Origin of the sequence: Asaia sp. BMEF1 (genome assembly GCF_051628905.1) — a bacterium.
In the GTDB taxonomy this organism is placed as follows: domain Bacteria; phylum Pseudomonadota; class Alphaproteobacteria; order Acetobacterales; family Acetobacteraceae; genus Asaia.
Window position 1 is genome coordinate 395,967 of the sequence record NZ_CP157575.1, and the last position, 21,642, is coordinate 417,608.

Consider the following 21,642-nt stretch of genomic DNA (forward strand, 5'->3'; position numbering starts at 1 on the left):
CGAAGGCCATGCCGCCATGCGTAAATGACGGAGGCTGCACCGAGAGAAGAACGCGCCTTTTAATTTGCATGGCCGATCCTTCCCACGAAGCGAGAAGCGCCGACCCGGATTGTGGCGATAGCCGATTACGCATGGATGGCCAACCCGGGTATGACGCGATTTTGACCGGAAAGACAGATTCCATCCTGTCCCCTCGTTTAAATCGCGTCCCTTGCCTGAGGCCAGGGCGCTCGACCAAGAACCCCGATCAAAGACGGTACCGGCCCTGTCAGTCGGTCGATGTCAGAAGGCTGCAGTGAGGCTGAGATTAAACGACCGACCGAGCCCGGCCAGCGGCCCCAGAACGCCGGTCTGCTTGTAATCGCCAAGTGAAAGGCCACCGAGCGGCAGGTAATATTTCTGGTTTGTCACGTTCTCGATGCTGCCATCGAGCGTGAGTTTGCGCCAGCGATAGCTCGCCCCAAGGCCGAGCAGGGCGTAGCCGGGAGTCCGAGGCTCGTTGCGCAGCCAGTCTACCGTCGATTTCTTTTTCACAAGCGTCACATCGACACGGCCGGTGAGGTTCTGCCAGATCTCCCGCAGGCCGACCGTGCCATTGACCGGCATTTGGTGATAGAGGCCGGAATGCGTTTCGAGATCCTGCCCTCGTACCCAACTGAAGGTGCTCACGATCTTGCCCTGGCCGAAACGCTCCGTATCCCACAAACGATACTGGCCCGAGCCGTTCAGCCCGTAGCTCTGCGCGTTATGATTGACGAATTGCAGCATCGACAGGCCGTTGCTAAGAGAGCCGATACGCATGACGTTAATGTAACCCTCAGTGTAGGTGTAGAAGGGCTGGAGCTTGAGGTTCCATCCGTCCCCCTTGGGGTCATGCCACGTCACCGTAAGGCTGGCCGTGTTCGCGATTTCCGGGCGTAAATTAAGATTGCCGACATAGCCGTTCCCATCGCCGAACCAGCCGATCATGCGCATGGCCATTGCGCCCCGTCCCCAGGCATAGCGTTCGTACAGATTGGGAGACCGTGTCTTGCGGGCATAACCGCCCTCGAACATCAGGCTGTCGAGCGCATGCCACCGCCCGGTCGCCGTAACGTCGAAATTGGTGTCCGTGCGCCCACGCGACGCCGCATTGAACCGTTTGGCCGCCATGATATCGGCCATCTGCATCATCCCCATCCATGAATAGGGCGCGACCTTGCCTGTATTCATCATGATCAGGTCATTGCGCAGGCCGAGCTGCGTGGAGAAGCGGCGCGTCCACTGCGCGTTCCATTCAATATAATGGCCCAGCCGGTCGCGATGACCGTTATTGATGTTATGGAACGTATTGGGGCCCATCATCATGCTACCTGCAAGTGGTGGCCACCAGTCATTCAGCCCGTTATGGTCAAAGCCGCTGCCAATCTTGATATTATGACGTGCTGAGAGCGGTATGGTCAGATCGATCGCATACCCCGCCGTTCGAGCATCGGTATTCATCGGCATGCCGGTGGTGGCGCTATGACCGCCTTTATCGTTCATCATGTTCATCACATGATCGGTGCGCTGCCAGAAACCGCGCACATCGAGCGTTGCCCAGTTGAATTCGCCACGATACTTGCCATTGACGAAAGTCGAGCGGTTATTTGTCATATCCATATACTGGTTAGGAAATCCTTCATAAGGGATGTCCTGCTGACCGAATGTCAGTGCCAGAAGATGATTGTCTTTCTTCAACCCTGCCGTCACCGCATGGTTGAAAGAGAGATAACTGGTGGAACGCACCTGACGCCCCTCCCCGCCCGTACGGTAATTGCTGGCATGAGCGTAAGAGCCGGTATAGCGAAGGCTGAACATGTCATTCGCGACGGTGACTGTGCCTGAAGCACCCGAGCCGCCACCGTTACTGCGATAATCACCTCTGACATGCCCGGTCACGAGGATCTTGCCGCTCTTGGCAAAAAGCGGGTCGCGGCGCTCGATCTTGACCGTGCCGCCCGTGCTGTCGCCACCGATACTGACAGGTGTTACGCCTGCGATGGCTTCGGCCGTCGAGACGCTGTCGGGGTCGATATACGACATCGCAGGATTCATGTGATTGGGACAGGCCGAAGCGATACGCACACCATCTACGATGGTGGCCACACGGTCATCGGCCATGCCATTCAGCACGGGAAGCGCTGAGACCCCGCCTGCGGAATACATGCTGTAGCCCAAAGACCCTTTGAGCAGGGCCGCCGTATCAGCAGAGTGAATGGCCGTGCGGCGTATACCCTGAACCTGTAGGTATTCTGCCTTGCTGTCTTCTTCGGGTAAGGGGGCCGTTTTGGTTTCGGCCGCCGCTCGGGCATCTAAGGCAATAATGAGCGCAAAAACTGAGGTGCATCCGAGCGCAAGGCGCGCATGACGGAGCGACCTGCCTAAACCGGGCAGAGTCATGAGAATATATCCTGATCGAAAACGAGAATAGCCGCTGACGCTCCTCGTCCACTTTTCGCGGAATCATGAGGTCAGCTACACTTGCGCGTGATCAGGTCAGTGGAGGTGCCTGGGCGGGCGGCAGAACCCATCTGAGTTCCGGCGGCGCACGGCTGGGCGGCAAGAAGACGCGTTGACTGAGCTTGAGACTACGGGCGAAAGCGACCAGCAGCGCCACGGCAAGGATGAAAAATCCAAGCTGTAGAAGCGGACAAAGAGCGCAGGCTGCGTCGTGATGATGACCGGGCTTGTGGCTCTTGGGCTGGGCAGGCATGACCATGCCTGCCTCATCGCAATCAGCCATGTTTCCGGCCATGCTCATCGACGCCATGCTCGGCGAAGCGATATCAACGCCGATTAGCCGCTCGATTTCAGAACGCGGTGTCTCATCCGGTCTAGCGAGGCTCTGGAGCATGAGCGACGCGAGGAAGGCCAGCAGAACAGGAACGGCCATGGCAAGACGGAAGAATGTCCTGCCTTCGCTCATGTTCCGTCTGTATGGCGTAGCCCCGTAAATCGCCCCGTCCCCTCACATGTCCGGTTCTATAGGCAGTGGGTTACAACCTGAAACAGGAGACGTCCAGAGAGATAAAACAGGACTCAAATACTCCCGCTTCATTCCGATGAAAAACCCGACATCTTCGAGGTGCCCCCATATTCATTCTATATTGAAAACGTATTACCAAGGAGCCTCAGCGCCATACTTCTGACTGCGACAGGGGGAGAGCGCCGCCCCCTTGCAAGACGCGGTGCCTCGCTATCATCGAGTAATGAAAGCTGGACCTCAGGCTTCCATCAGAGTTTGACCGATATAGCCGCCCTTCGGTCGTCCCGGACAGGCGAAAAGCCCACCACCAATATGGGTCGTATACTGGTTCATCATGTCGAATTTCGACATCTTATCGAAAATCTTCACAAACCCGGTCCTGGGATCCTGTTGCCAGCTCATAAACAAGAGCCCGGCATCCATTTCCATGCCCTGACGCCAGGGTGGCCAGCGCTCTGCCGTAAAGCTCAGCCCGTTATCGTAGGAATAGGCCCGCCGCAAAATCTGAGCGCCGCCATTTTCTTCCGGGGCTGCAAGCCGCGCATGAGAGTTCTGCACCGTCACCGGATTACCATCACGATCCTTCTGCGAGAGGGTGAGCGGTTCGAACTCGTCATGGCCACCAATAGGCGCTCCACTCAGTTTTTCGCGTCCCATCGTCTCTTCCTGGAAGCCGACAGGGGTACGATCCCAATGTTCCAGTGCGATGCGTATTATGCGTGAAACCAGATAACTACCGCCCTGCATCCAGGGCAGATCGGAACGGGCCGCCCAGATGTAGCGATCAGCCGCCGCCGGGCTTCTCGTGTCCGGGTTGATCGTGCCATCCTTGAAGCCCATGAGGTTTCTTGGGGTCTTACCCTTGCCGAAACTCGGCAGGAACCCGGCCTGGGCCCAGCGGGGATTGGCGATATTATAGGCCAGCCGTGTCAGCTCCCGCGAGGCATGAAGCGTGGTCTGAGGATCATTGGCACAGCACTGCACGCATAGGTCGCCACCCGAGCGCGCATCGACGAGCTGATCGCCGGTAAAGCGCGGCAGATCGGCCATTGCGGCAGTCCGATGGGCATTCAACCCGAAACGATCCTTGCCGTCTTTCATGAACAAACTCGGTCCGAACCCGATCGTGATGGTGAGATCGCGATCCTTGAGCCCAGCGATCTCACCTGAATCGACCAGACCCTCGACCGGTCTCCCGGCCATCAGGGCATCGGCTGCGTCGGTCCATTTCCTGAGCAATGACGCCAGTTCATCACGCTTCGTCGTGGCAACGTCGAAGGTGATGAAATAGGCAAAAGGCTGCTGCGGCGTCAAAATGCCTGGCTGATGGACGACAGGGTTCTGAGCGCCCCGAGCCTGCTCGACGAGAGGCGCAACCGTGCCGAGCGCTACGGAACTGGCAAGAAAGCCGCGCCTGCCGAAGCGAAAGCGTTTTTCCGTATCAGTCATGGCTGACTCGCATTCAACGTGTTCATGTCGTCTTCGACATAATAGAAGCTCTTGCCATCGGGGGTCATGGCAAGGCCGAAAAGATCGCCATTTCCGGGTGGCTGCTGCGCCTGATCGGCATCGACCCATTGCGCGTAAATCTGCTTCCTGGCAGCCGGATCGATCTCGACCACCTGGCCGTTTCGGCCATTGGCTACAAGCAGGTGGTGACCTGGCACCCAGATCATGGCGAGCGGCCAGTTCAGAAGCCCGCCCTTGGTGATGACCCTGCCAACCGCATCATTCTCACGCGTTACCGGCTCGGTGCGGGTCAGCGCATTATCGATGGCCGTTACTTCATTGTCGTAGCCGTCGGTGACGAAAAGCGTGCCATCGTCGTCGAGAGCAAGACCCGTTGGGCCGAAAAGGAAGTTGTCACGATCGGCACGCGCGGAAAACCCGCTGGCAATGACGGTCTGCTTGTCGAGCACGGGGGGGCTGCCATCCGGGATGCTGAGTTCGAGACGCAGCACCGTCGCCTTGTGCAGGATTGGCGGATAATGCGTCTGCGGGTCGACAACGTTGGGTCCCGGCAGATCGAAACCCGTCATGGAAATGAACAGAGTTGCCTTGTCGCCCTGATCGACACTCGCAATATCGCCCCATGGTGCGTTGATGAGTGGCCCTTTCCATGTGGTGATGTATTTGCCGTTTGTGTCGAGCACGATAAGGCACCCGTCGCCCTTGGTCGTGGTGGTGCCATCTTTACTCGGAGCACTACCGACAATGATCCAGCCCTTTTTCAGTATGGTCAGGGCCGTTGTCAGCCCTACCCCGCCCGGACAGGCTGCGAGATTGCTTGGCAGGTTGGCGAAGAGACGCGCATTGCCCGAAACCGGCGAATAGGCAACGATCGTGGTGCCCGTGCCCTGAAGATTGCTGATATTATTGAAGTTCGTGACCAGAACCTCATCCTTTTTCAGCACACCCATGTCGTGCGGGACGACGACCACGGCGTATGGGTTCAGATCGCCGTTACCGGGGCTGGTCGACGCCAGGGTCGTGTGCCGATGCAGCGTTTCGAGAAACCCCTTCGGGTCGGCCTTTGCAGGAAGGGCCGCAGCCACGAGCGTGAGGGCGGTGCAGGCAGCAATCGAAAATCTAGAAAACATAGATACTCTCACAGAGCGATATTGGTTCTGAAACCGAAAACAAGCTCATCGCGCAGGCGTCGGTCAGGATGGGAAGGGTTGGGAATGCCGCCACCGGGGTTGAAAATATATTGGAAGTCGGGCTGCCACTGCATCCAGCCTGTGAACTGATACTGATAGGTCAGTTCCACATAGGTCTCTCCACCTTGTGCAGGCGAATAGGCGCCCGAGTAGCGCCTGACGGCGCGGTCGTAATTGGCCAGCGCGCCGCTGACGTGGGTATAGCCCATGCCAATGCCGAACACGTCGTCGGTGCGATAAGGCAACGGGTCATTGAACGTCAGGCCGAAATTGAGGCTGAAATCGATCGGTACGCGATCGGATTGCGGGGCGCCCATGGCGCGACCGAAAATGCTGATCGTCCGGTTCGGGTCGGTATGGCTGCGCCAGATCATCTGGTCCATCACCGCATAGAAGCTGAAGGCGCCACGATGGGTGCGGGCCGTGCCATTGCTGTCGGGCGAGGCCAGGGGCACGCCCGTGTTGTCCCAGAACTGGTCGGCAAAAGGCTCGGAATCGTACCAACCACCAATACGATAAACATGGGAGAGCGGCTGAACCTCGTCGGGCGAGACCATCGCACCCAGCGCCGGATAGACATATTGCAGCTCGGCAATGGCCAGAACGCCCCGATTGAGCGGGAAGGTTGTGCCGGAAGGATTGGTTATCTGCGGGTCGCCGTCGCGATCTTTCGTCGGGCTGCCGCTATAGACGCCGCCCAACAGGTAGAGCGGCGTTGCCAGCCAGTATTTACCCCGCACGCCGAGCGCCGAGAGCGGATAGGCAGGACCACCTCCGGGCATGTCTGCAGAGGGCACCATCGGCCAGCCGAACATCGTATTGGCAAAAACCAGAGCATTGCTACTGACCATATATTCCTGGTCGAGACTCTGCTGGCCGATCTTGATGTCGAGCTTCTGCTGATCGAGAAATTTCTGATCGTACCACAACTCCCACAGGCGCGTGGAGCGGTCCGCCTCGATGCCGCTCACCGTTTGCAGGGCCATGAGGTTATCGGCGCTGAAATTACGTCCGTGAATCTGCTCCATGCTGACATTGAATGTCCCGCCATACCAGCCGACAGCACGCTGCGTATCGACCTGCAGCACCGCGACGGTCAGGCCGTCATAACCTGCCCCGCGATGACTGCCGCCGGACGGATTACCGAACACTTCCGAGGTTTCCTGAATGGCGAGCACGGCACCGTATTTGCCCAGCTCGGGGCGCAGGCCCCACATATTGCCCAGAAGATTGGACGTTCGGCGCCAATTGGAGAGAAAGCCAAAAACGCCTGACGACGCGTCATCGCTTGCCCCTGCAGCATTTCCAAGATTGACGGGCGGAGGGACCGCACGCGCCGATAGCGGTAGCGACAACCCGGTTAAACCCAGACAGGCCACTAAAATCTTCGTCTTTCGCGCCTCAGCCCTCAGGCGTCGCCACGGTCGGAAATCACTCATTTTTCGCTCTGGAGTTGCTGATATTGAGAATCGTTCGCACGTATATCAGCAAATCTTTGACATGGAATATTAATAGCCATTCATAAACGAAAACGTGCTTTTTAACTTTCAATCCACCCAAGTTATGGGCGCAATTTCTTACATTCGCTCATAAATTTGCTTAAAGTACATAAATCAAGTCCAAATATACGGAAAAAGATTACGATTTCCCAATCTTCAGCAAGCGAGCCTTGAGCAGGGACGCGTAACAAGATTTGTTATAATGTATCAATTTACACAGAAAGACAGACTCCCTATCCCTGCTCGGTCTGCCCTGCTGCTCGGGACTCTCTGGCTTGTCGAAAAACGCCCTCCTTATCGTTTCCCCTCTCCTCTGTGCCTTGTGCATCGTACCCGACTGCGTACTTGCCGAGAGCCGCGATAGAACGAGCCGCATCGAGAGCGGGGAAAGAGCCCCGATTGCAAAGCGGGCCATGCCAGTGATGAAGCGCGAGATCGTGACCGTGCATCGCCACCGCGCCAATGCGGATGGAACGACGGGCCGCTCCATCGGTGGGGGACTGATGCCGGGACAGTCGGCACCTCGGTCGCAAAGCGGCGTAAACCGCGATTTCATTGCCAGACAATCGCCCACTCTCTCGCCAGTCGCCATGATTGCCGACCTGCCGGGCGTGATCTATTCCGGCAATGATCCACTCGGCACGAATGACGAACAGCAGGGGCTCTCCGTGCGTGGCCTCGACCAGACCGAAATCGGCTATCTCTTCGAGAACGTACCCGCCGCCCCGCCGCTCTTTCTTGTCCCCTACACCTCGGCGACGGCAGATAACGAGAACATCGCCTCGATCACCCTGGCGCAAGGCGCCGCCGAAACGGCCTCGCCGCTTTATAATGCGGTGGGGGGCGAATTATCGGTCAGGATGCGCAAACCATCCGATGAGCGAGGCGGTTTCATCAGCGGCTCTTGGGGGTCGTACAGCCTCAATCGCGAGTTTCTTCGCCTCGAGAGCGGACGCTTGGGCGATAGCGGCGTGAAGGGCTTCGCCTCTTTCTCCTATCGCGGAGCCGATCAGTGGCGCGGCGCCGGTACATCTCGACGCTTTCACACGGATATGCGCCTGATGAAGGAATGGGGGCAGAAAAGTTCGGCCTCGGTAATCTTCTCGTTCAATCGCGATCGCGGGTACTATCTGCTGTCTCCCACACTCGCCCAGTGGCAGCGCCTTGGCACCAGGGCCAATTATGCCAGCGACTATGCGCCGGGCGACAGCAGCTACTATAAATATCAGGAAAACGCCCGTGCGCAGAGCTTCCTCTCAGCGCCGGTATCGCTCCACCTCGATCGGCATCTGACTCTCGATCTGACGCCCTATTTCATCTATGTCTGGGGTTACGACAGCTACGGCACCACTTTGAGCCGCACCGGTAGCTATAACGGCAATCGGCCTGCGGGCGCGCTTCAGGTGCCCTCAAGCATCGGCAACAGCTTTGCTTCCGTAGCCACTGATTCCTACCATCAGTCGCACCCCGGCATGAACAGCGCGCTGCACTATGAAACCGGGGCGAACCGTCTTTCTCTTGGTTACTGGTATTCCTATTACGACTTCTCCAGCCTGTCGCGTTATGTGCTGCCCGATGCGCAGGGTGGGGTGTCGAACCAGTGGGGTGCTTTCCCCATACTGACCGACGTCGGAACGCCGCTGTCTTCATACGACGCAAGGCTTCTACAGCAGATCAATGCGATCTCCATAACCGACAGGCTGCATCTTCTGGACCGGAAACTGACCCTTTCCGCAGGGCTGCGTATGGTGCTGGTTTCTCGCTCGGTAACCAATCTTCTGCCGGGGGCGCGGTTCCGCAACGGAGCCAGCTATGCGTCGCCCCTGCCGCAGTTTTCCGCGTCCTACAAGCTGACGCCCCACGACCAGATCTATGTCAACGGCACCACAGGGTTTCGCGCGCCTTCCGGCATTTCCAGCTATCAGGACCGTTTCAGCATTTCCACGGGACGACAAACGCGTATTGCATCCTCAGACACCAAACCCGAATACTCCATCGGCGAGGAGCTCGGTTTCAGACATCAGGGAATGGTTACGCTTTCTCTGGCGCTCTTCAATTATAATTTTACCAACCGTCAGGTTGCCACCACCACCGTCCTTAACGGTGTCATCACAAGTGAGTCGATCAATGGTGGCGGGCAGACGGCACGCGGCGCACAATTCGAACTTGGCCTGCGCCCCTGGCACGGGTTCAGCCCCTATCTTTCGGGACAATATATTCACGCGACGATCGACAATAACATCCAGTCAGGCGCCGACTATCTGCCAACAAAGGGCAAGCGGCCTGTGCGTACACCGACCCTCTCGGGCTCGCTCGGCCTCTCTTATGATAACGGTCAGTTTTTCGGCCTGTTCGACGGTCACTATGTCGGCCCCACCTATGCGACCTTCATGAATGATGAGCGCATACCCGGTTTTGGGACGGCCAATCTCTCTCTCGGCTATCGCCTTCAGAAAACCACCAGACTCAAAACACCGCAGATCCAGCTCAACCTGATCAATCTCGGTCGTTCCGGCTATCTCTCAGGCGTTAACGGCGTCTCGCTCAATCGCAACGCGACGCAGGGCGTCTTCGGCACTACCATTGCGGGCAAGGCGCCAACCTATTTCGTTGGCGGCGGTTTTGCCGGCGTGGTGTCGCTGTCTTCCGGCTTCTGAACGACCGCCGCACGACGCCTGTTCAGACAAATATAACAGAATGTTGCCAAAGCGAATCAGTGCTTCAAATCGCGTAAATTTCATTTTATCGTTTCTTCAATGCAACGGTTGAAAGCGGAGGTGACAGAGGCGGTCCCCGCTCGACCCACAGGGTGCATTCGTGCCGTATCCATATCCAGCCGGAACTCTGCTTTCTGTCGCCGCGGGTCAGGCCCCGGCCCAAGAGGCGTGTCTACCAATATTTCGTTTCGAAAGCGGATCGTTCCGACCTAATTTTTGAAGGGCTTTCAATGAGACGTCGTGCCTCCCTGCTTACCGCCTCACTTGGCGTTCTGAGCGCTATGGCCTGCATGCCCGATGCGCGCGCCGAAACCCTTTCCACAAAGGGCAAACATGACAGCGCGAGCAAGTCGCAGGCTACTGCGGTGCAGAAAGCGCCCAAAAAAGCGTCCCATCGCGCCAGAGTGATTTCTGGTGAAGAATCGGTGATCGTGACCGGCACCCATGCCGTCAACCGCAAGGCACGCGACAGCACGAGCCCCGTCACGGTCATTTCGGCAGCCGAGCTGGCGCGGTCTGGGCAGCTCAATCTGACCGAGGCCCTCACCCGCGTTTATCCGGCCATTAATATCCAGACACGAGGTAGTGATACGGGGGCGCTTACGGCCTCTATCCGTATGCGTGGCCTGAACCCCAACCAGGTTCTGGTGCTTGTCGACGGCAAGAGACGCCATGTGACCGGCAACGTGGTGCAGAATCCGGGGCCGCAATTCGGCTCCACGCCGGTCGATCTCAATATGATCCCGGCTAATGCCATCGATCATATCGAGGTGCTGGAAGACGGCGCGGCGGCCATGTATGGCTCAGACGCCATCGCCGGTGTCGTGAACGTCATCACCAAAAAGCAGGATCACGGTCTGAATATGAGTGCCCAGACCGGCGCCAATGCCTATGCTGGCAGCGGATGGAACTATCAGCTCAACGCCGATGGCGGCATGAAGCTCGGTCGCGACGGCTATCTCCATCTCAGCGGGCAGATCTATCATACGGATCATTTCTTCACGAACACCGAAGACCATCGTCTGCTGCCCTATGCACCGCCCGGCGCCAATCTGAGCGGCTATTACGGCATCCTCCCCGGCGCCATCAAGGTTCCGTACAATTCCAACAAAATCACAAGCACCCCCGAAGAAACGCGCGAAAATCTTGGCATCGATTTCGGCAAGAAAGTGACCGAAAACATCGATTTCTACGGCCTGATCACCTATGGCCATCGTCACGCTGAGGCGATCCAGAACTATCGTGTCCCGAGCATTGCCCCTTCTCTTTACCCTCTGGGCTTCTCCCCCATCGAGACGATCGAGGAAAACGACTACCAGGCCAATCTTGGCGTCAAGGGCAGCCATCTTTTCGGTTTCGACTGGGATCTGAGCACGCTTTACGGTGCGGATGAGGAAGACATCATCACCAAGAACACCGCCAATACCGGCATGCTGGGCGCGTCGTGCCAGACCACCGATCGCAGCAAGGCCTATTTCTCATCGCAGGGCTGCGGCTATTCACCGACCAGCGCGCGTGCGCAAACCTATCGTAACGCGATGTGGACCAATAATCTCGACATCCGCCGCAACTTCAAAATCGCCGACGCTGTGCCCATGACCCTCGCTTTTGGCGGGCAGCACAGGCTCGAAATGTACGATATCGTCGCCGGTGAGGCGCCTGCCTACGAGGCTGGCGGCACACAGGGCTATGCCGGTGCAGCCCCGCAGAATGCAGGGAGCTGGAGCCGCAATATCTGGGCGGCCTATATCGATGACGACTTCCACCCCCTGCCGAAGCTCGATGTCGATCTTGCCGGGCGGTTCGAGCACTATACCGACTCAGGCAACACAGAAAACGGCAAGGTCTCGGCACGATACGACTTTACCAAGCGCATCGCTGTGCGCGCCACCTTCAGCAACGGTTTTCGCGCACCGACCCTTGCCGAGCAACATTACAGCGCGCTCAGTGTCGGCCCGACTTCGGCTTCTGGGCTGCTGCCCGTCGCCTCGGAAGCCGCCAAGACGCTCGGTGCCAGTGCTCTCAAACCCGAGCGGTCGACAAGCGCCAGTGGTGGCGTCGTGCTTGAGCCACTGCCGAACTTTCATGTCGAGGCCGATGTCTATCAGATCAATCTGAGAGACCGTATCGTTCAGGGCGGATCGGTTGTCGGTGCTCAGGCAATCGCGGCCATCGAGCAGATGGGCTATACCTTGCCCGGCGGCGCCACCCTGTCCAATCCAACGGGATTTTCGGCCTATTACTTCTCAAACGGTGCCAGCACCCGCACTCAGGGCATCGATATCAAGGCCGATTATCGTCTGCGCCTGCGCCGCTTCGGCAATCTTCTGCTGTCTATGGGGCTGAACATAAACCGGACACGCTTGACGCATAACGGGCTCTCGGCAACGGGCAACCCGCTCCTCAACGCGCAGACCATCTCGTATCTCACCAGTGAGTCACCGCGCAGCAAGATCGTTCTGAACGCCTATTATACGATCGGCAATTGGGACGTTAATCTACGCCAGACACGCTACGGCGAGACAGTCGGGATGCTGACCTATCAGGACTGGACTCCGGCGAGCGCAATCTGCCCTCTGAACGGTCGCGCACTTCGCGGTTCGAATACCTGTTTTGCGCAGTTCAAGAACACCCCGCGCTGGTTGACCGATCTGGAAGTCGGCTATCGCTTCGGCGAACACTGGCATGTCGCGGTGGGCGCCAACAACATCTTTAATATCCGTCCTCGCAAGGTACCTGCCAATCTCGCCAGCTACGGTGTAGGGATCTATGACAGCGCCTCGGCTCAGGTGCCGATGAATGGCGGTTATTATTTTGGGCGCGTGAACGCAAATTTCTAAGGCAGGTCCATGAACGCAAAAAAGGGCCAGAGGGGTATCCCTCCGGCCCTTTTTCTTGTGAACGAGGTCGTTCTTACTGGAACGGCAGGTAACGCAGCGACAGGAACACCATATTGTCGTTGGTGTGCGGGGTTCCTCCCACGCCGCTGAACGAGGAAACATAGGTGTAGGAGTATTGGGCGCCGACACGCAACGTGCCGTAATCGCCGTGCAAATAGGTCCACCAGAAACCAGCCGTGCCCTGAACCACACGATTGATGCTGGTCTGGCAGGCGCTGGAAGCGGCACCTTCTATATCGCAGCCGCCAACGTTGTAGAGCGGGTTGCCGTAGCCGTAATGCTTGCCGCCTGCGTTGAAATAGGAGCGCGACCGCAGCATTTCCATACCGCCATAAGCGTAGAGCTGGAGCGCCTTTGTGGCGTTGCCATAAAGCCCGACAAGCACGTTCGCCGCAGGCATGGGCTTGACCTGACCCTTCTGGTCGATGGTGACGTCGGGAATATTCGACGTGCCGTAACGACCGATACCCGTACCGACGAGGCCAGAAGCCTGGAAGAAGATCTTATGCGACTTCTCGACCGGCACGATAAGCCCGCCGCCGCCGCCGCCAGCCAGCTTGGTGCTGCTCTGACCCGTACCTGTATAGGAAACGCGGCTATGCGCGAAACGCAGCAGCCCGGTCAGCTCGTAGTGGCCCCAGCCCGGATCGGCCGCCAGCTTGCCGATAACGTCCGGCGCAATATCGGTTGAATAGTTGGTGGACGGGTTGTTCACGTTCACACCGGCATTCTGGTACGTGCCCGAGGTCGCACCGGCAGGCAGATACTGACCGCCCGAACCGACAGCGATAACCTGCTGCGGGTTTTCGACAGACACACCGACATTGTAGCGCCCGTGATCGAAGCCCTTGACCAGGCGGATCTGCGTATTACGCGTCCAGTTGAAACCCGGGATATACTGAGCATCGATAGAGAGCGGCACCTGCTCGTCACGCGCGCGCATGCCATGGTTGAACATGGTCAGCAGCGACCAGTTCTGACCGCCTAGAAGGGTCAGCTCATCAGCGTCATCAAGCAGCTGGCCATAGAAGACTCGTTCACGCAGCACGTAAGAATTCGACTGACGCGAGTTCGAGGATGAACCCGAGCCCTGGAAATCGGTCTCAATATAGGCCTGAGCACGCAGGTTTTTGGTAATATCACCTTCGACGAGAGCGGCCAGTCGGCTCTGGCGTGCCGATTCATGAAACTCGTTGATGTGATAATTCGGGCTGTTTGCGAAAGGAATGGATCCGAAGTTCGACGAAATATCCGAAACGTTGTTACGGGACCTGAACATCGTGGCAGCCTCGACATAGCCGCCGAGAGTGATGCGCACGCCACCGATCTGGATCTGACCGCGATGGAGGGGGCCATAGAGGTCGGTAACGCGACCTGTCGGCGTGCCTGTGAGCTGGCCGTAAGGCGTTGCTGCATTGACGGGCGGCAGAAGCACGTTGCTGTTCGGCCCCGGCGCGGCGGCTGTGGCGAAGCCAGCGCCTGTTGCCGCATTGCCTGAACCATGAGCCGGGGCACCGCGATAGCCGTTGCGCGTGCCATAGGGGTCACTCTCCTCAGACTGGCGCTGCTGCGCCAACTGATCGTGAATGCGCTTCATCTCGCGCTGATGCTCGCGCTTCATGTCAGCGAGCTGCGACTGCATGGCCTTGATCTGCTTCTCCATCAGACTCATCTGATCGAGGCTGGCGGCACGCACCGGGGTCGCCACGGCGAGCGACGCCAGCGAGACCGATGCCAGCAGCAAGCGACAGGCACGGGGGAATGAGGTCATGTCAGTATCATCTTCCGATGCTGCGGTTGGTGTGAGCCTCCCTTACTGATTGCCTTTCGTCCCCGCCTGCGAAGCTTTGATGACTCTCATATGACAGATTGATGACAACAATCACAAAGTACTGTTTTTACTGGGTTTTCTAATAATAATCTTTTTCATTTTATGGCTTTCATCTGACAAAGTGTGGCAGGTTGTGGTTTCGACGACACAGATAGACGTCTGTCGTTTCGAACCTGCATTGTGAGTAATTCGATCTGGTATCGTTTGCAGATCTGTAGCGATGTCCGCGCCGGGAGTCGCGGCGACCGAGAAGGACTTCGACCATGGAGCGACGGCATTTCGCGGTTGGCTTGGGCGCGGCTGTTCTGAGCATAGGCGGGTGTGCGACATCGCCGTTCCTGAGCGTCGACCGCCTGGTCGCGCAGGCCGTGCGAGACGGGAAGATGCCAGGCGCCATTCTGGTTATCGGGCATCGTAACATCGTGGTGCATCGCTCGGTCACCGGTTACCGCGCCCTTGCGCCGGAAAAGGAAAAACTGACGCTCGACACCGTATTCGACATGGCGTCGCTCACCAAACCCCTCATCACCGCGCTCTGTGTGATGCAGCTAGTCGAGGAAGGAAAGCTCTCCCTCGACACGAAAATCAGCGCGCTTCTCCCCGATTTCGCGGCGAACGGCAAAGATGACATCACCCTTCGCCTTCTTTTAACCCATTATTCAGGCTTACCGCCCGATCTGCCTCTTTCCCAACCATGGCATGGACGCGACGACGCGCTTCGTCTCGCCTGCACTTCTTCGCTCGTCACGCGACCGGGTTCGAAATTCATCTATAGCGATATCAACTTCATCGTCCTCGGTATGGTCGTGGAAATCGTCAGCGGCAACGATCTTCAGGATCAGGCGAGACATCGTATTCTTTCACCGCTCTCCATGAGCCATAGCGGGTTTCTGCCCACTCCGCGTGACCGGAGGATCATAGCGCCGACGCAATATCAGCCCGACGGGACAATACTACGCGGGATCGTACACGACCCAAGTGCGAGACGCATGGGCGGGGTTGCCGGTCACGCCGGTCTTTTCGCCCGTGAAGACGATCTAGTGCGTTATGTCACAGCGCTCATCGCGCGCCGTTCAGGGCAAGCAAGCTCCTTCCCGCTCTCGAGAGCGGGCGTCATGCTCATGACGACACCGCAGCAACCTACAGGCAAGCACGATCTGCGCGGGCTTGGCTGGGATATCGACACGCACTACTCTTCCTTGCGTGGAGCAGGTTTTCCGCTAGGCTCGTTCGGCCATACGGGGTTTACCGGGCCATCGCTCTGGATCGCCCCCGAAAGCGGAAGCTTCGTGCTGATTTTAACGAACCGCGTTCATCCCAATGGCGGGACAAGCCTAGTTTCTCTGAGAAAGTCGGTCTCGACAGAAGTGGCGCGTATTCTCGCCACAGGATGAAGGATCAGACCGGGAGGCTTGACGCCGCCCGGCCCATTTTACCTTCAGAGGATCGTATAGCCACCGTCGATCAGAAGATCGGCGCCGTTGATCATTGCGGCCCCAGACGACGCCAGAAAGACAGCCGCAGTCGCAATCTCTTCAGGAATGGCAAAGCGACCTGTCGGGATACGGCGAATAGCCGCCTCACCTTTCTCACCAGCCCAGGCCTTCTTGCCAAGTTCTGTCAGCACGATAGTCGGTGAGAGCGTGTTGACGGTGATGCCGTGTTTCCCCCATTCGGCGGCGAATGTCTTCGACATACCGATCACACCGAATTTCGAGGCGCAATACGCTACGTGCTCCTCGATCGCGACGGTCCCTGCCTGGGAGGCGAGATTGATGATACGTCCTCCCTTGCCTGCCTCGATCATGACCTGGCCCACCCGCTGCGTCACAAGGAAGCTGCCCTTGAGATTGATCGCGATGGTCTTGTCCCAGTAATCGAGAGGAAGCGTCTGCGCAGGAGCGAGAAACACGACACCGGCGCAATTGACGAGAATATCGATCCGACCGAACGCCGCGGCTACATCGGCAACCATCTGATTCACCGAACCAGCGCTGGAAACGTCGCAAGAGAACGGCCTCGCAGCCTCGCCCAGCTCGGAGGACTTGGCGGCAGCATTGTCGTGATTGACATCGACAACGGCGACCTTGGCGCCCTTGCGCACATAAGCCGCCGCGATTGCGGCGCCAATACCGGAAGCCCCACCCGTTACGAGCGCGATCTTGCCCTTGAGACTGAAATCGAGATCGATATCAGCCGCTGAAAAATTCATCTCCATGATCACACTCCCTGTGATAAATCACAGCTTTCGTATGACATTTGTGGCATGGGTGTAAGCGCCACACGCCCCGCCTCACGCGGAGTTTAGCCACCTCAGGAGTTAGTGAACGACCGAGATCCCTTACAGAAATCCGGATTGTCTCACGCGAGAGCGGTTCTCATGCAGCCAGAACATCTTTCAAGCGAAAATAGTCAAAATATGAATATCTGACTTGAGAAAAACCCGATAAAATTTCTACAGTATCATCAATTGTGTTATATCGTTGTTTTGCGCAATGTTACTCAAATAGCGATATTATCATGAAATCGAGGAAAAAATTCGATTAATGGAAAAATACTACCGCCCGATGCGAGAGTCTGAATTTTCTTTCTGGGCCACGAAATCTGTGGATGACTATGAGGGAGATCTCATAATCAATCATTTATACGATCGCAAAAAGGCGTATTGCGAGGCGAGAAAATCATTCGAGACCACCTTGCCAAACGGCTTCAACACAAAAAATCATTACTTTCGTATCTTTGAGCAGGCAGGCGAGGCGGTAGGCTTTCTGTGGTTCAGCCTTGAAGATGATGCCGCGTTTCTCTTGGATATTATGGTACTCGAAAAATATCAGGGTCAGGGAATAGGGCGACGGTTCATCCGCTCACTGATCGAAGAGTTAGCAAACAAAGAGACAGTTGAAATTGAATTAAGAGTGTCGCCGACAAATCATGGCGCGATCAAGATCTATGAAGAATTCGGTTTCAGGATCACCGGCTTCGATATGAGTCTGCTCCTCAACGAGGCGACGATCTCTTGACGTTAGGAAATGGCCACGACAACCGATGACGGCCATGTGAGGGCGCTTGTCATGTCGAGTCACTTGCATCGAGCACACAGGTCATGCGTCGTATTTTTACCGAGGGGCGCCACGCCCCATCACAAATAGAGAAACTGCGATCTCTCATGTCGGAGCCGTCCTGAAAAAGCGCACCTCTCGAGGCGAGTTCGCGCTTCTGACCCGCTCAACTTTGCTCTGTGCGTGCACCAAAGAACACATTCACAAGAGATGCTTGACATAAACCCATATTATAACCGCTATTATTTCTAGCCGCTCTCCATTTACCGGTCTTTCATGCTTTGTCCGAAAGAGGAGCCGAATTGACTTATACTGCAACTCTCTCCGGCCAACGTTTTGCTTTTCATGATCTTCGTCATCTGATGGCCTGTGCATCGCCGTACCGGTCGGGCGATGCGCTGGCAGGGCTGGCGGCCCGATCGGCCACAGAAAGAGTGGCGGCCCGCCTCGCCCTCGCCGATTTGCCGCTCACCGTTTTCCTGTCTGAAGCGCTCGTACCCTATGAGCAGGATGACGTTACAAGGCTGATCATCGACACGCATGACCAGGCGGCGTTCGCCCCGATTGCCTCAATGACAGTGGGCGTGTTTCGCGACTGGCTCCTTTCGCATGAGGCCGATACGGCGCGTCTCGCCTCGATCGCAGCGAGCGTCACACCCGAAATGGCCGCCGCCGTCAGCAAGATCATGCGTAATCAGGATCTGATTGCCGTGGCACGCAAGATCGAGGTTGTTACCCGCTTTCGCAACACGATCGGCCAGAAAGGCGTGCTTGCGTCACGCCTGCAACCCAATCACCCAACCGACGATCTGAAAGGCATCGCCCTCTCCACGCTCGACGGGCTGCTCTATGGCAGCGGCGACGCGGTGATCGGCGTGAACCCGGCCAGCGACAATGTCGAGAATGGTCTGGCCCTGCTCGACATGCTCGACACGATCCGTCAGACCTATGACATCCCGACACAGAGCTGCGTTCTCACCCATGTGACCAATACGCTGGAAATCATCAACCGAGGCGGGGCCGTCGATCTCGTCTTCCAGTCGATTGCAGGCACCCAGAAAGCGAATGAGGGGTTTGGCGTGACGCTCGGACTCCTGCTCGAGGCGCATGATGCTGCGAAAAGCCTCGACCGCGGGACGTTGGGCGACAATCTCATGTATTTCGAGACCGGACAGGGAGCCGCCCTCTCCGCCGGAGCCCATCACGGAATCGACCAGCAGACCGTCGAAACGCGGGCTTATGCCGTCGCACGGGCCTTCAACCCGCTTCTGATCAATACGGTCGTCGGGTTTATAGGGCCGGAATATCTCTATGACGGCAAACAGATCACGAGAGCCGGGCTGGAGGATCATTTCTGTGCCAAGCTGATGGGCGTGCCCATGGGCTGCGACGTTTGCTACACCAACCACGCCGAAGCGGATCAGGACGACATGGACGCTTTGATGCTGTTGCTCGGCACGGCAGGCGTGACTTTCATGATCGGCGTGCCCGGCGCCGATGATGTGATGCTTAATTATCAAAGCCTGGCTTTCAGCGACATCCTGACAACGCGCAGTCTGCTCAACCTCAACCCTGCCCCGGAATTTGCGGCGTGGCTCGAAAAAATGGGGCTCTACGACATCGCCAATGCCCGCGCACTAACGCCTGGGCTACGGGAAACGGCGCTGTCACGCATGATCGGTTTCCAGCCATGAGCGATATCCCTGAAAAGGCATCGAAGCCTACCGATCCGTGGCAAAGACTGCGTGACCTCACGCGCGCGCGGATCGGTCTGGGGCGAACAGGCAATGCCCAGACAACCCGCGATGTTCTCAGCTTCCAGGCCGCCCATGCCATGGCGCGCGACGCCGTGCACAAGCCGCTTGATCTCGACGGACTGCGCCGCGCCCTCGCCCCAGCCACGCCGCTCATCGTGTCGAGCGCTGCCTCCGACCGCACCGCCTATCTCAGCCGCCCCGATCTGGGTCGACGCCTTGCCCCGGAGTCACGGGCGCTATTGCATCATGAGGACTGGGATCTCGTATTCGTGCTTGCTGATGGGCTTTCTGCGGAGGCGGTAGCGAGACAGGGACCAGCGCTTTTTCATGCCTGCTGTCAGGCCCTGCCGACATGGCGCATCGCCCCGCCCGTCGTCGCCTTACAGGGCCGCGTTGCTATTGGCGACGATATCGCCGAAGCACTCGGCGCACGCATGGTTGCGGTGATGATCGGGGAGAGGCCCGGTCTGAGCGTCCCGGAGAGTATGGGGGTCTATCTCACTTATGATCCTGTGCCCGGCTGCCCCGATTCACGTCGTAACTGCCTTTCGAACATCCATCCGCATGGCCTTGGCATCGAGGAGGCCTGTGCCAAACTGGTTTGGCTCATGCGGGAGGCACAGGCACTGAAACTCACGGGGATCGGCCTCAAGGAGCGGGCGCCTGATCTGGCGCCCCCGAATGATCAAACCGCGCAGCCGCGAGCCATCACCTCGCCTCTATGCGAGAAAGACGCCCCATGAGCGGACCGCCCCCACAACTCGAAAAAAAACTCGGCGCCTTTCATCTCTGGGGCATCGCCGTCGGGCTGGTCATCTCCGGAGAGTATTTCGGCTGGAGCTATGGCTGGGCTACGGCTGGCACATTGGGTTTTCTGGGCGCCACCTTGTTCGTCGCCCTGATGTACACGGCCTTTATTTTCAGCTTTACCGAACTCACCTGCGCCATTCCCCATGCAGGCGGTCCTTTCGCCTACGCCCAGCGCGCTCTTGGCCCTGTGGGAGGCGTCGTGACCGGCCTCGCCACGCTGATCGAGTTTATTTTTGCCCCACCGGCCATTGCCTTGGCCATCGGCGCCTATCTCAACGTCCAATTTCCAGGTCTCCCTCCCAAGCTCGCCGCGTCAGGGGCTTATCTGGTCTTCATGACACTCAACATCGTCGGCGTGCATGTGGCGGCGACATTCGAGTTGTTCATCACCATCGCCGCGATTATCGAGCTGCTCGTATTCATGGCTGTTGTCGCGCCTTCCTTCTCATGGGCGCATTTTACCCATTCAGGATGGGGCACAGCCCCTCATTTCGGCTGGGAGGCGATGGGGGGAATGTTTGCCGCCATACCCTTTGCCATCTGGTTCTTTCTCGCCATCGAAGGCGTGGCCATGGCCGCAGAAGAGGCCCGCAACCCGAAACGCGCAATCCCGCTCGCCTATTGTGCTGGTGTGTTGACGCTGGTCGCGCTCGCTTTCGCGGTCATGATTTTTGCCGGCGGATCAGGCGACTGGACGACGCTGGCGAATCTCAACGACCCGCTACCAGAAGCCATGAAGCGCGTAGTGGGACAGCACAGCGCCTGGCTTTCAATGCTGGTATGGCTCGGGCTTTTCGGCCTGATCGCGTCGTTGCATGGCATCATCATGGGCTTTTCCCGGCAGATCTTCGCTCTGGCCCGAGCGGAAATTCTTCCTCGCTCGCTCGGCAAGCTTCATAGCCGGTTTCATACGCCGCATCGGGCGACGATTGCAGGCAGTGCAATTGGCATTATCGCCATCTATGCCGATAGCCTCATCTCCATCCATGGTCAGTCCCTGACTGCGGTTCTGGTGACGCTCTCTGTCTTCGGGGCGTTGACCATGTATGGCGCGAGCATGATCAGTCTGTTCGTGCTGCGCCAACGCGAGCCCGACCTGGAGCGCGGCTACAGGGCACCGCTCTATCCGGTTTTGCCTGTCATCGCTCTGGTCGGCGCAGTGATCAGTATCATTGCTGTCACGTATTATAATTTTACCTTGTTTCTATACTATGCCTCTGCGCTCATTGTGATCACTACGCTCCTGACGATAGGCCGAGGCAACGGTATCAAACGCAGAGCTAGTAGTCTTTTATCGAAGTGATCTCTTAATAAGATCCTGTCCGCGTGTATTTCTGCCAGGCGTCTTTCCGGCGCCTCGTCGTCAACCGATCAATGTGACGCTCTCCGAGCCGCAGATCGC

At 57.7% G+C, this 21,642-nt stretch carries 14 protein-coding genes; 7 read left to right on the forward strand and 7 right to left on the reverse strand.

Translation table 11 applies throughout. From position 1 onward, the window contains the following. Window positions 1-282: 282 nt before the first annotated feature. The 5 genes from ABHV46_RS01695 to ABHV46_RS01715 form a co-directional block, all read right to left on the reverse strand. The gene (locus ABHV46_RS01695; RefSeq protein ID WP_438382448.1) at window positions 283-2,421 is read right to left on the reverse strand and encodes a TonB-dependent receptor; all 2,139 of its coding nucleotides are present in this window, start codon (window positions 2,419-2,421) and stop codon (window positions 283-285) included. Window positions 2,422-2,512: 91 nt separating this feature from the next. After that, window positions 2,513-2,947, reverse strand: a complete 435-nt coding sequence (locus ABHV46_RS01700) for a DUF2946 domain-containing protein (RefSeq protein ID WP_438382449.1) — start codon at window positions 2,945-2,947, stop codon at window positions 2,513-2,515. Window positions 2,948-3,244: 297 nt separating this feature from the next. After that, a complete protein-coding gene (locus tag ABHV46_RS01705; RefSeq protein WP_438382450.1) occupies window positions 3,245-4,456 on the reverse strand; it encodes a Dyp-type peroxidase in 1,212 nt (403 codons plus the stop codon). Next, window positions 4,453-5,607 (reverse strand): hypothetical protein, encoded by a 1,155-nt coding sequence (locus tag ABHV46_RS01710; RefSeq protein WP_438382451.1) that lies wholly within the window; start codon window positions 5,605-5,607, stop codon window positions 4,453-4,455. Before ABHV46_RS01710 ends, ABHV46_RS01705 begins: the two co-directional genes overlap by 4 nt. Window positions 5,608-5,615: 8 nt before the next feature. Further along, complete coding sequence (locus tag ABHV46_RS01715) at window positions 5,616-7,106, reverse strand: carbohydrate porin (protein WP_438382452.1); 1,491 nt, start codon at window positions 7,104-7,106, stop codon at window positions 5,616-5,618. 473 nt (window positions 7,107-7,579) lie between these two features. Here ABHV46_RS01715 and ABHV46_RS01720 point away from each other — a divergent pair, with 473 nt between their 5' ends. Beyond that, window positions 7,580-9,823, forward strand: a complete 2,244-nt coding sequence (locus ABHV46_RS01720; RefSeq protein ID WP_438382453.1) for a TonB-dependent receptor — start codon at window positions 7,580-7,582, stop codon at window positions 9,821-9,823. 290 nt (window positions 9,824-10,113) lie between these two features. Beyond that, window positions 10,114-12,723 (forward strand): TonB-dependent receptor plug domain-containing protein, encoded by a 2,610-nt coding sequence (locus ABHV46_RS01725; protein WP_438382454.1) that lies wholly within the window; start codon window positions 10,114-10,116, stop codon window positions 12,721-12,723. 73 nt (window positions 12,724-12,796) lie between these two features. Here the strand turns inward: ABHV46_RS01725 and ABHV46_RS01730 are convergent, their stop codons facing one another. Further along, window positions 12,797-14,554 carry a hypothetical protein gene (locus ABHV46_RS01730; protein ID WP_438382455.1) on the reverse strand — a complete coding sequence of 586 codons (1,758 nt, stop codon included), beginning with the start codon at window positions 14,552-14,554 and terminating at the stop codon, window positions 12,797-12,799. Window positions 14,555-14,877: 323 nt separating this feature from the next. Here ABHV46_RS01730 and ABHV46_RS01735 point away from each other — a divergent pair, with 323 nt between their 5' ends. Continuing rightward, a complete protein-coding gene (locus ABHV46_RS01735; RefSeq protein WP_438382456.1) occupies window positions 14,878-16,008 on the forward strand; it encodes a serine hydrolase domain-containing protein in 1,131 nt (376 codons plus the stop codon). A 44-nt stretch (window positions 16,009-16,052) separates the two neighbouring features. Here the strand turns inward: ABHV46_RS01735 and ABHV46_RS01740 are convergent, their stop codons facing one another. Next, window positions 16,053-16,832, reverse strand: coding sequence for an SDR family oxidoreductase (locus tag ABHV46_RS01740; RefSeq protein ID WP_438382457.1), 780 nt, complete (start codon window positions 16,830-16,832; stop codon window positions 16,053-16,055). Between the two features lie 328 nt (window positions 16,833-17,160). Between ABHV46_RS01740 and ABHV46_RS01745 the strand changes: the two genes are divergently transcribed. From ABHV46_RS01745 to eat, 4 genes are all read left to right on the forward strand, one after another. Continuing rightward, a complete protein-coding gene (locus ABHV46_RS01745) occupies window positions 17,161-17,634 on the forward strand; it encodes a GNAT family N-acetyltransferase (protein WP_438382458.1) in 474 nt (157 codons plus the stop codon). A gap of 341 nt (window positions 17,635-17,975) precedes the next feature. Continuing rightward, window positions 17,976-19,367, forward strand: coding sequence for an ethanolamine ammonia-lyase subunit EutB (locus ABHV46_RS01750; RefSeq protein WP_438382459.1), 1,392 nt, complete (start codon window positions 17,976-17,978; stop codon window positions 19,365-19,367). Next, window positions 19,364-20,173, forward strand: coding sequence for an ethanolamine ammonia-lyase subunit EutC (eutC, locus tag ABHV46_RS01755; protein ID WP_438382460.1), 810 nt, complete (start codon window positions 19,364-19,366; stop codon window positions 20,171-20,173). The genes ABHV46_RS01750 and eutC overlap by 4 nt, the downstream gene beginning before the upstream one ends. Continuing rightward, a complete protein-coding gene (eat, locus tag ABHV46_RS01760) occupies window positions 20,170-21,543 on the forward strand; it encodes an ethanolamine permease (protein ID WP_438382461.1) in 1,374 nt (457 codons plus the stop codon). The genes eutC and eat overlap by 4 nt, the downstream gene beginning before the upstream one ends. The last annotated feature ends 99 nt before the right edge of the window (window positions 21,544-21,642 follow it).

What these genes read in the sequence shown, in the direction of transcription:
- ABHV46_RS01695 (WP_438382448.1), bottom strand. Translation starts at nt 2,421, where the DNA reads ATGACTCTGCCCGGTTTAGGCAGGTCGCTCCGTCATGCGCGCCTTGCG.
- ABHV46_RS01700 (WP_438382449.1), bottom strand. Translation starts at nt 2,947, where the DNA reads ATGAGCGAAGGCAGGACATTCTTCCGTCTTGCCATGGCCGTTCCTGTT.
- ABHV46_RS01705 (WP_438382450.1), bottom strand. Translation starts at nt 4,456, where the DNA reads ATGACTGATACGGAAAAACGCTTTCGCTTCGGCAGGCGCGGCTTTCTT.
- ABHV46_RS01710 (WP_438382451.1), bottom strand. Translation starts at nt 5,607, where the DNA reads ATGTTTTCTAGATTTTCGATTGCTGCCTGCACCGCCCTCACGCTCGTG.
- ABHV46_RS01715 (WP_438382452.1), bottom strand. Translation starts at nt 7,106, where the DNA reads ATGAGTGATTTCCGACCGTGGCGACGCCTGAGGGCTGAGGCGCGAAAG.
- ABHV46_RS01720 (WP_438382453.1), top strand. Translation starts at nt 7,580, where the DNA reads ATGCCAGTGATGAAGCGCGAGATCGTGACCGTGCATCGCCACCGCGCC.
- ABHV46_RS01725 (WP_438382454.1), top strand. Translation starts at nt 10,114, where the DNA reads ATGAGACGTCGTGCCTCCCTGCTTACCGCCTCACTTGGCGTTCTGAGC.
- ABHV46_RS01730 (WP_438382455.1), bottom strand. Translation starts at nt 14,554, where the DNA reads ATGACCTCATTCCCCCGTGCCTGTCGCTTGCTGCTGGCATCGGTCTCG.
- ABHV46_RS01735 (WP_438382456.1), top strand. Translation starts at nt 14,878, where the DNA reads ATGGAGCGACGGCATTTCGCGGTTGGCTTGGGCGCGGCTGTTCTGAGC.
- ABHV46_RS01740 (WP_438382457.1), bottom strand. Translation starts at nt 16,832, where the DNA reads ATGGAGATGAATTTTTCAGCGGCTGATATCGATCTCGATTTCAGTCTC.
- ABHV46_RS01745 (WP_438382458.1), top strand. Translation starts at nt 17,161, where the DNA reads ATGGAAAAATACTACCGCCCGATGCGAGAGTCTGAATTTTCTTTCTGG.
- eutC (WP_438382460.1), top strand. Translation starts at nt 19,364, where the DNA reads ATGAGCGATATCCCTGAAAAGGCATCGAAGCCTACCGATCCGTGGCAA.
- eat (WP_438382461.1), top strand. Translation starts at nt 20,170, where the DNA reads ATGAGCGGACCGCCCCCACAACTCGAAAAAAAACTCGGCGCCTTTCAT.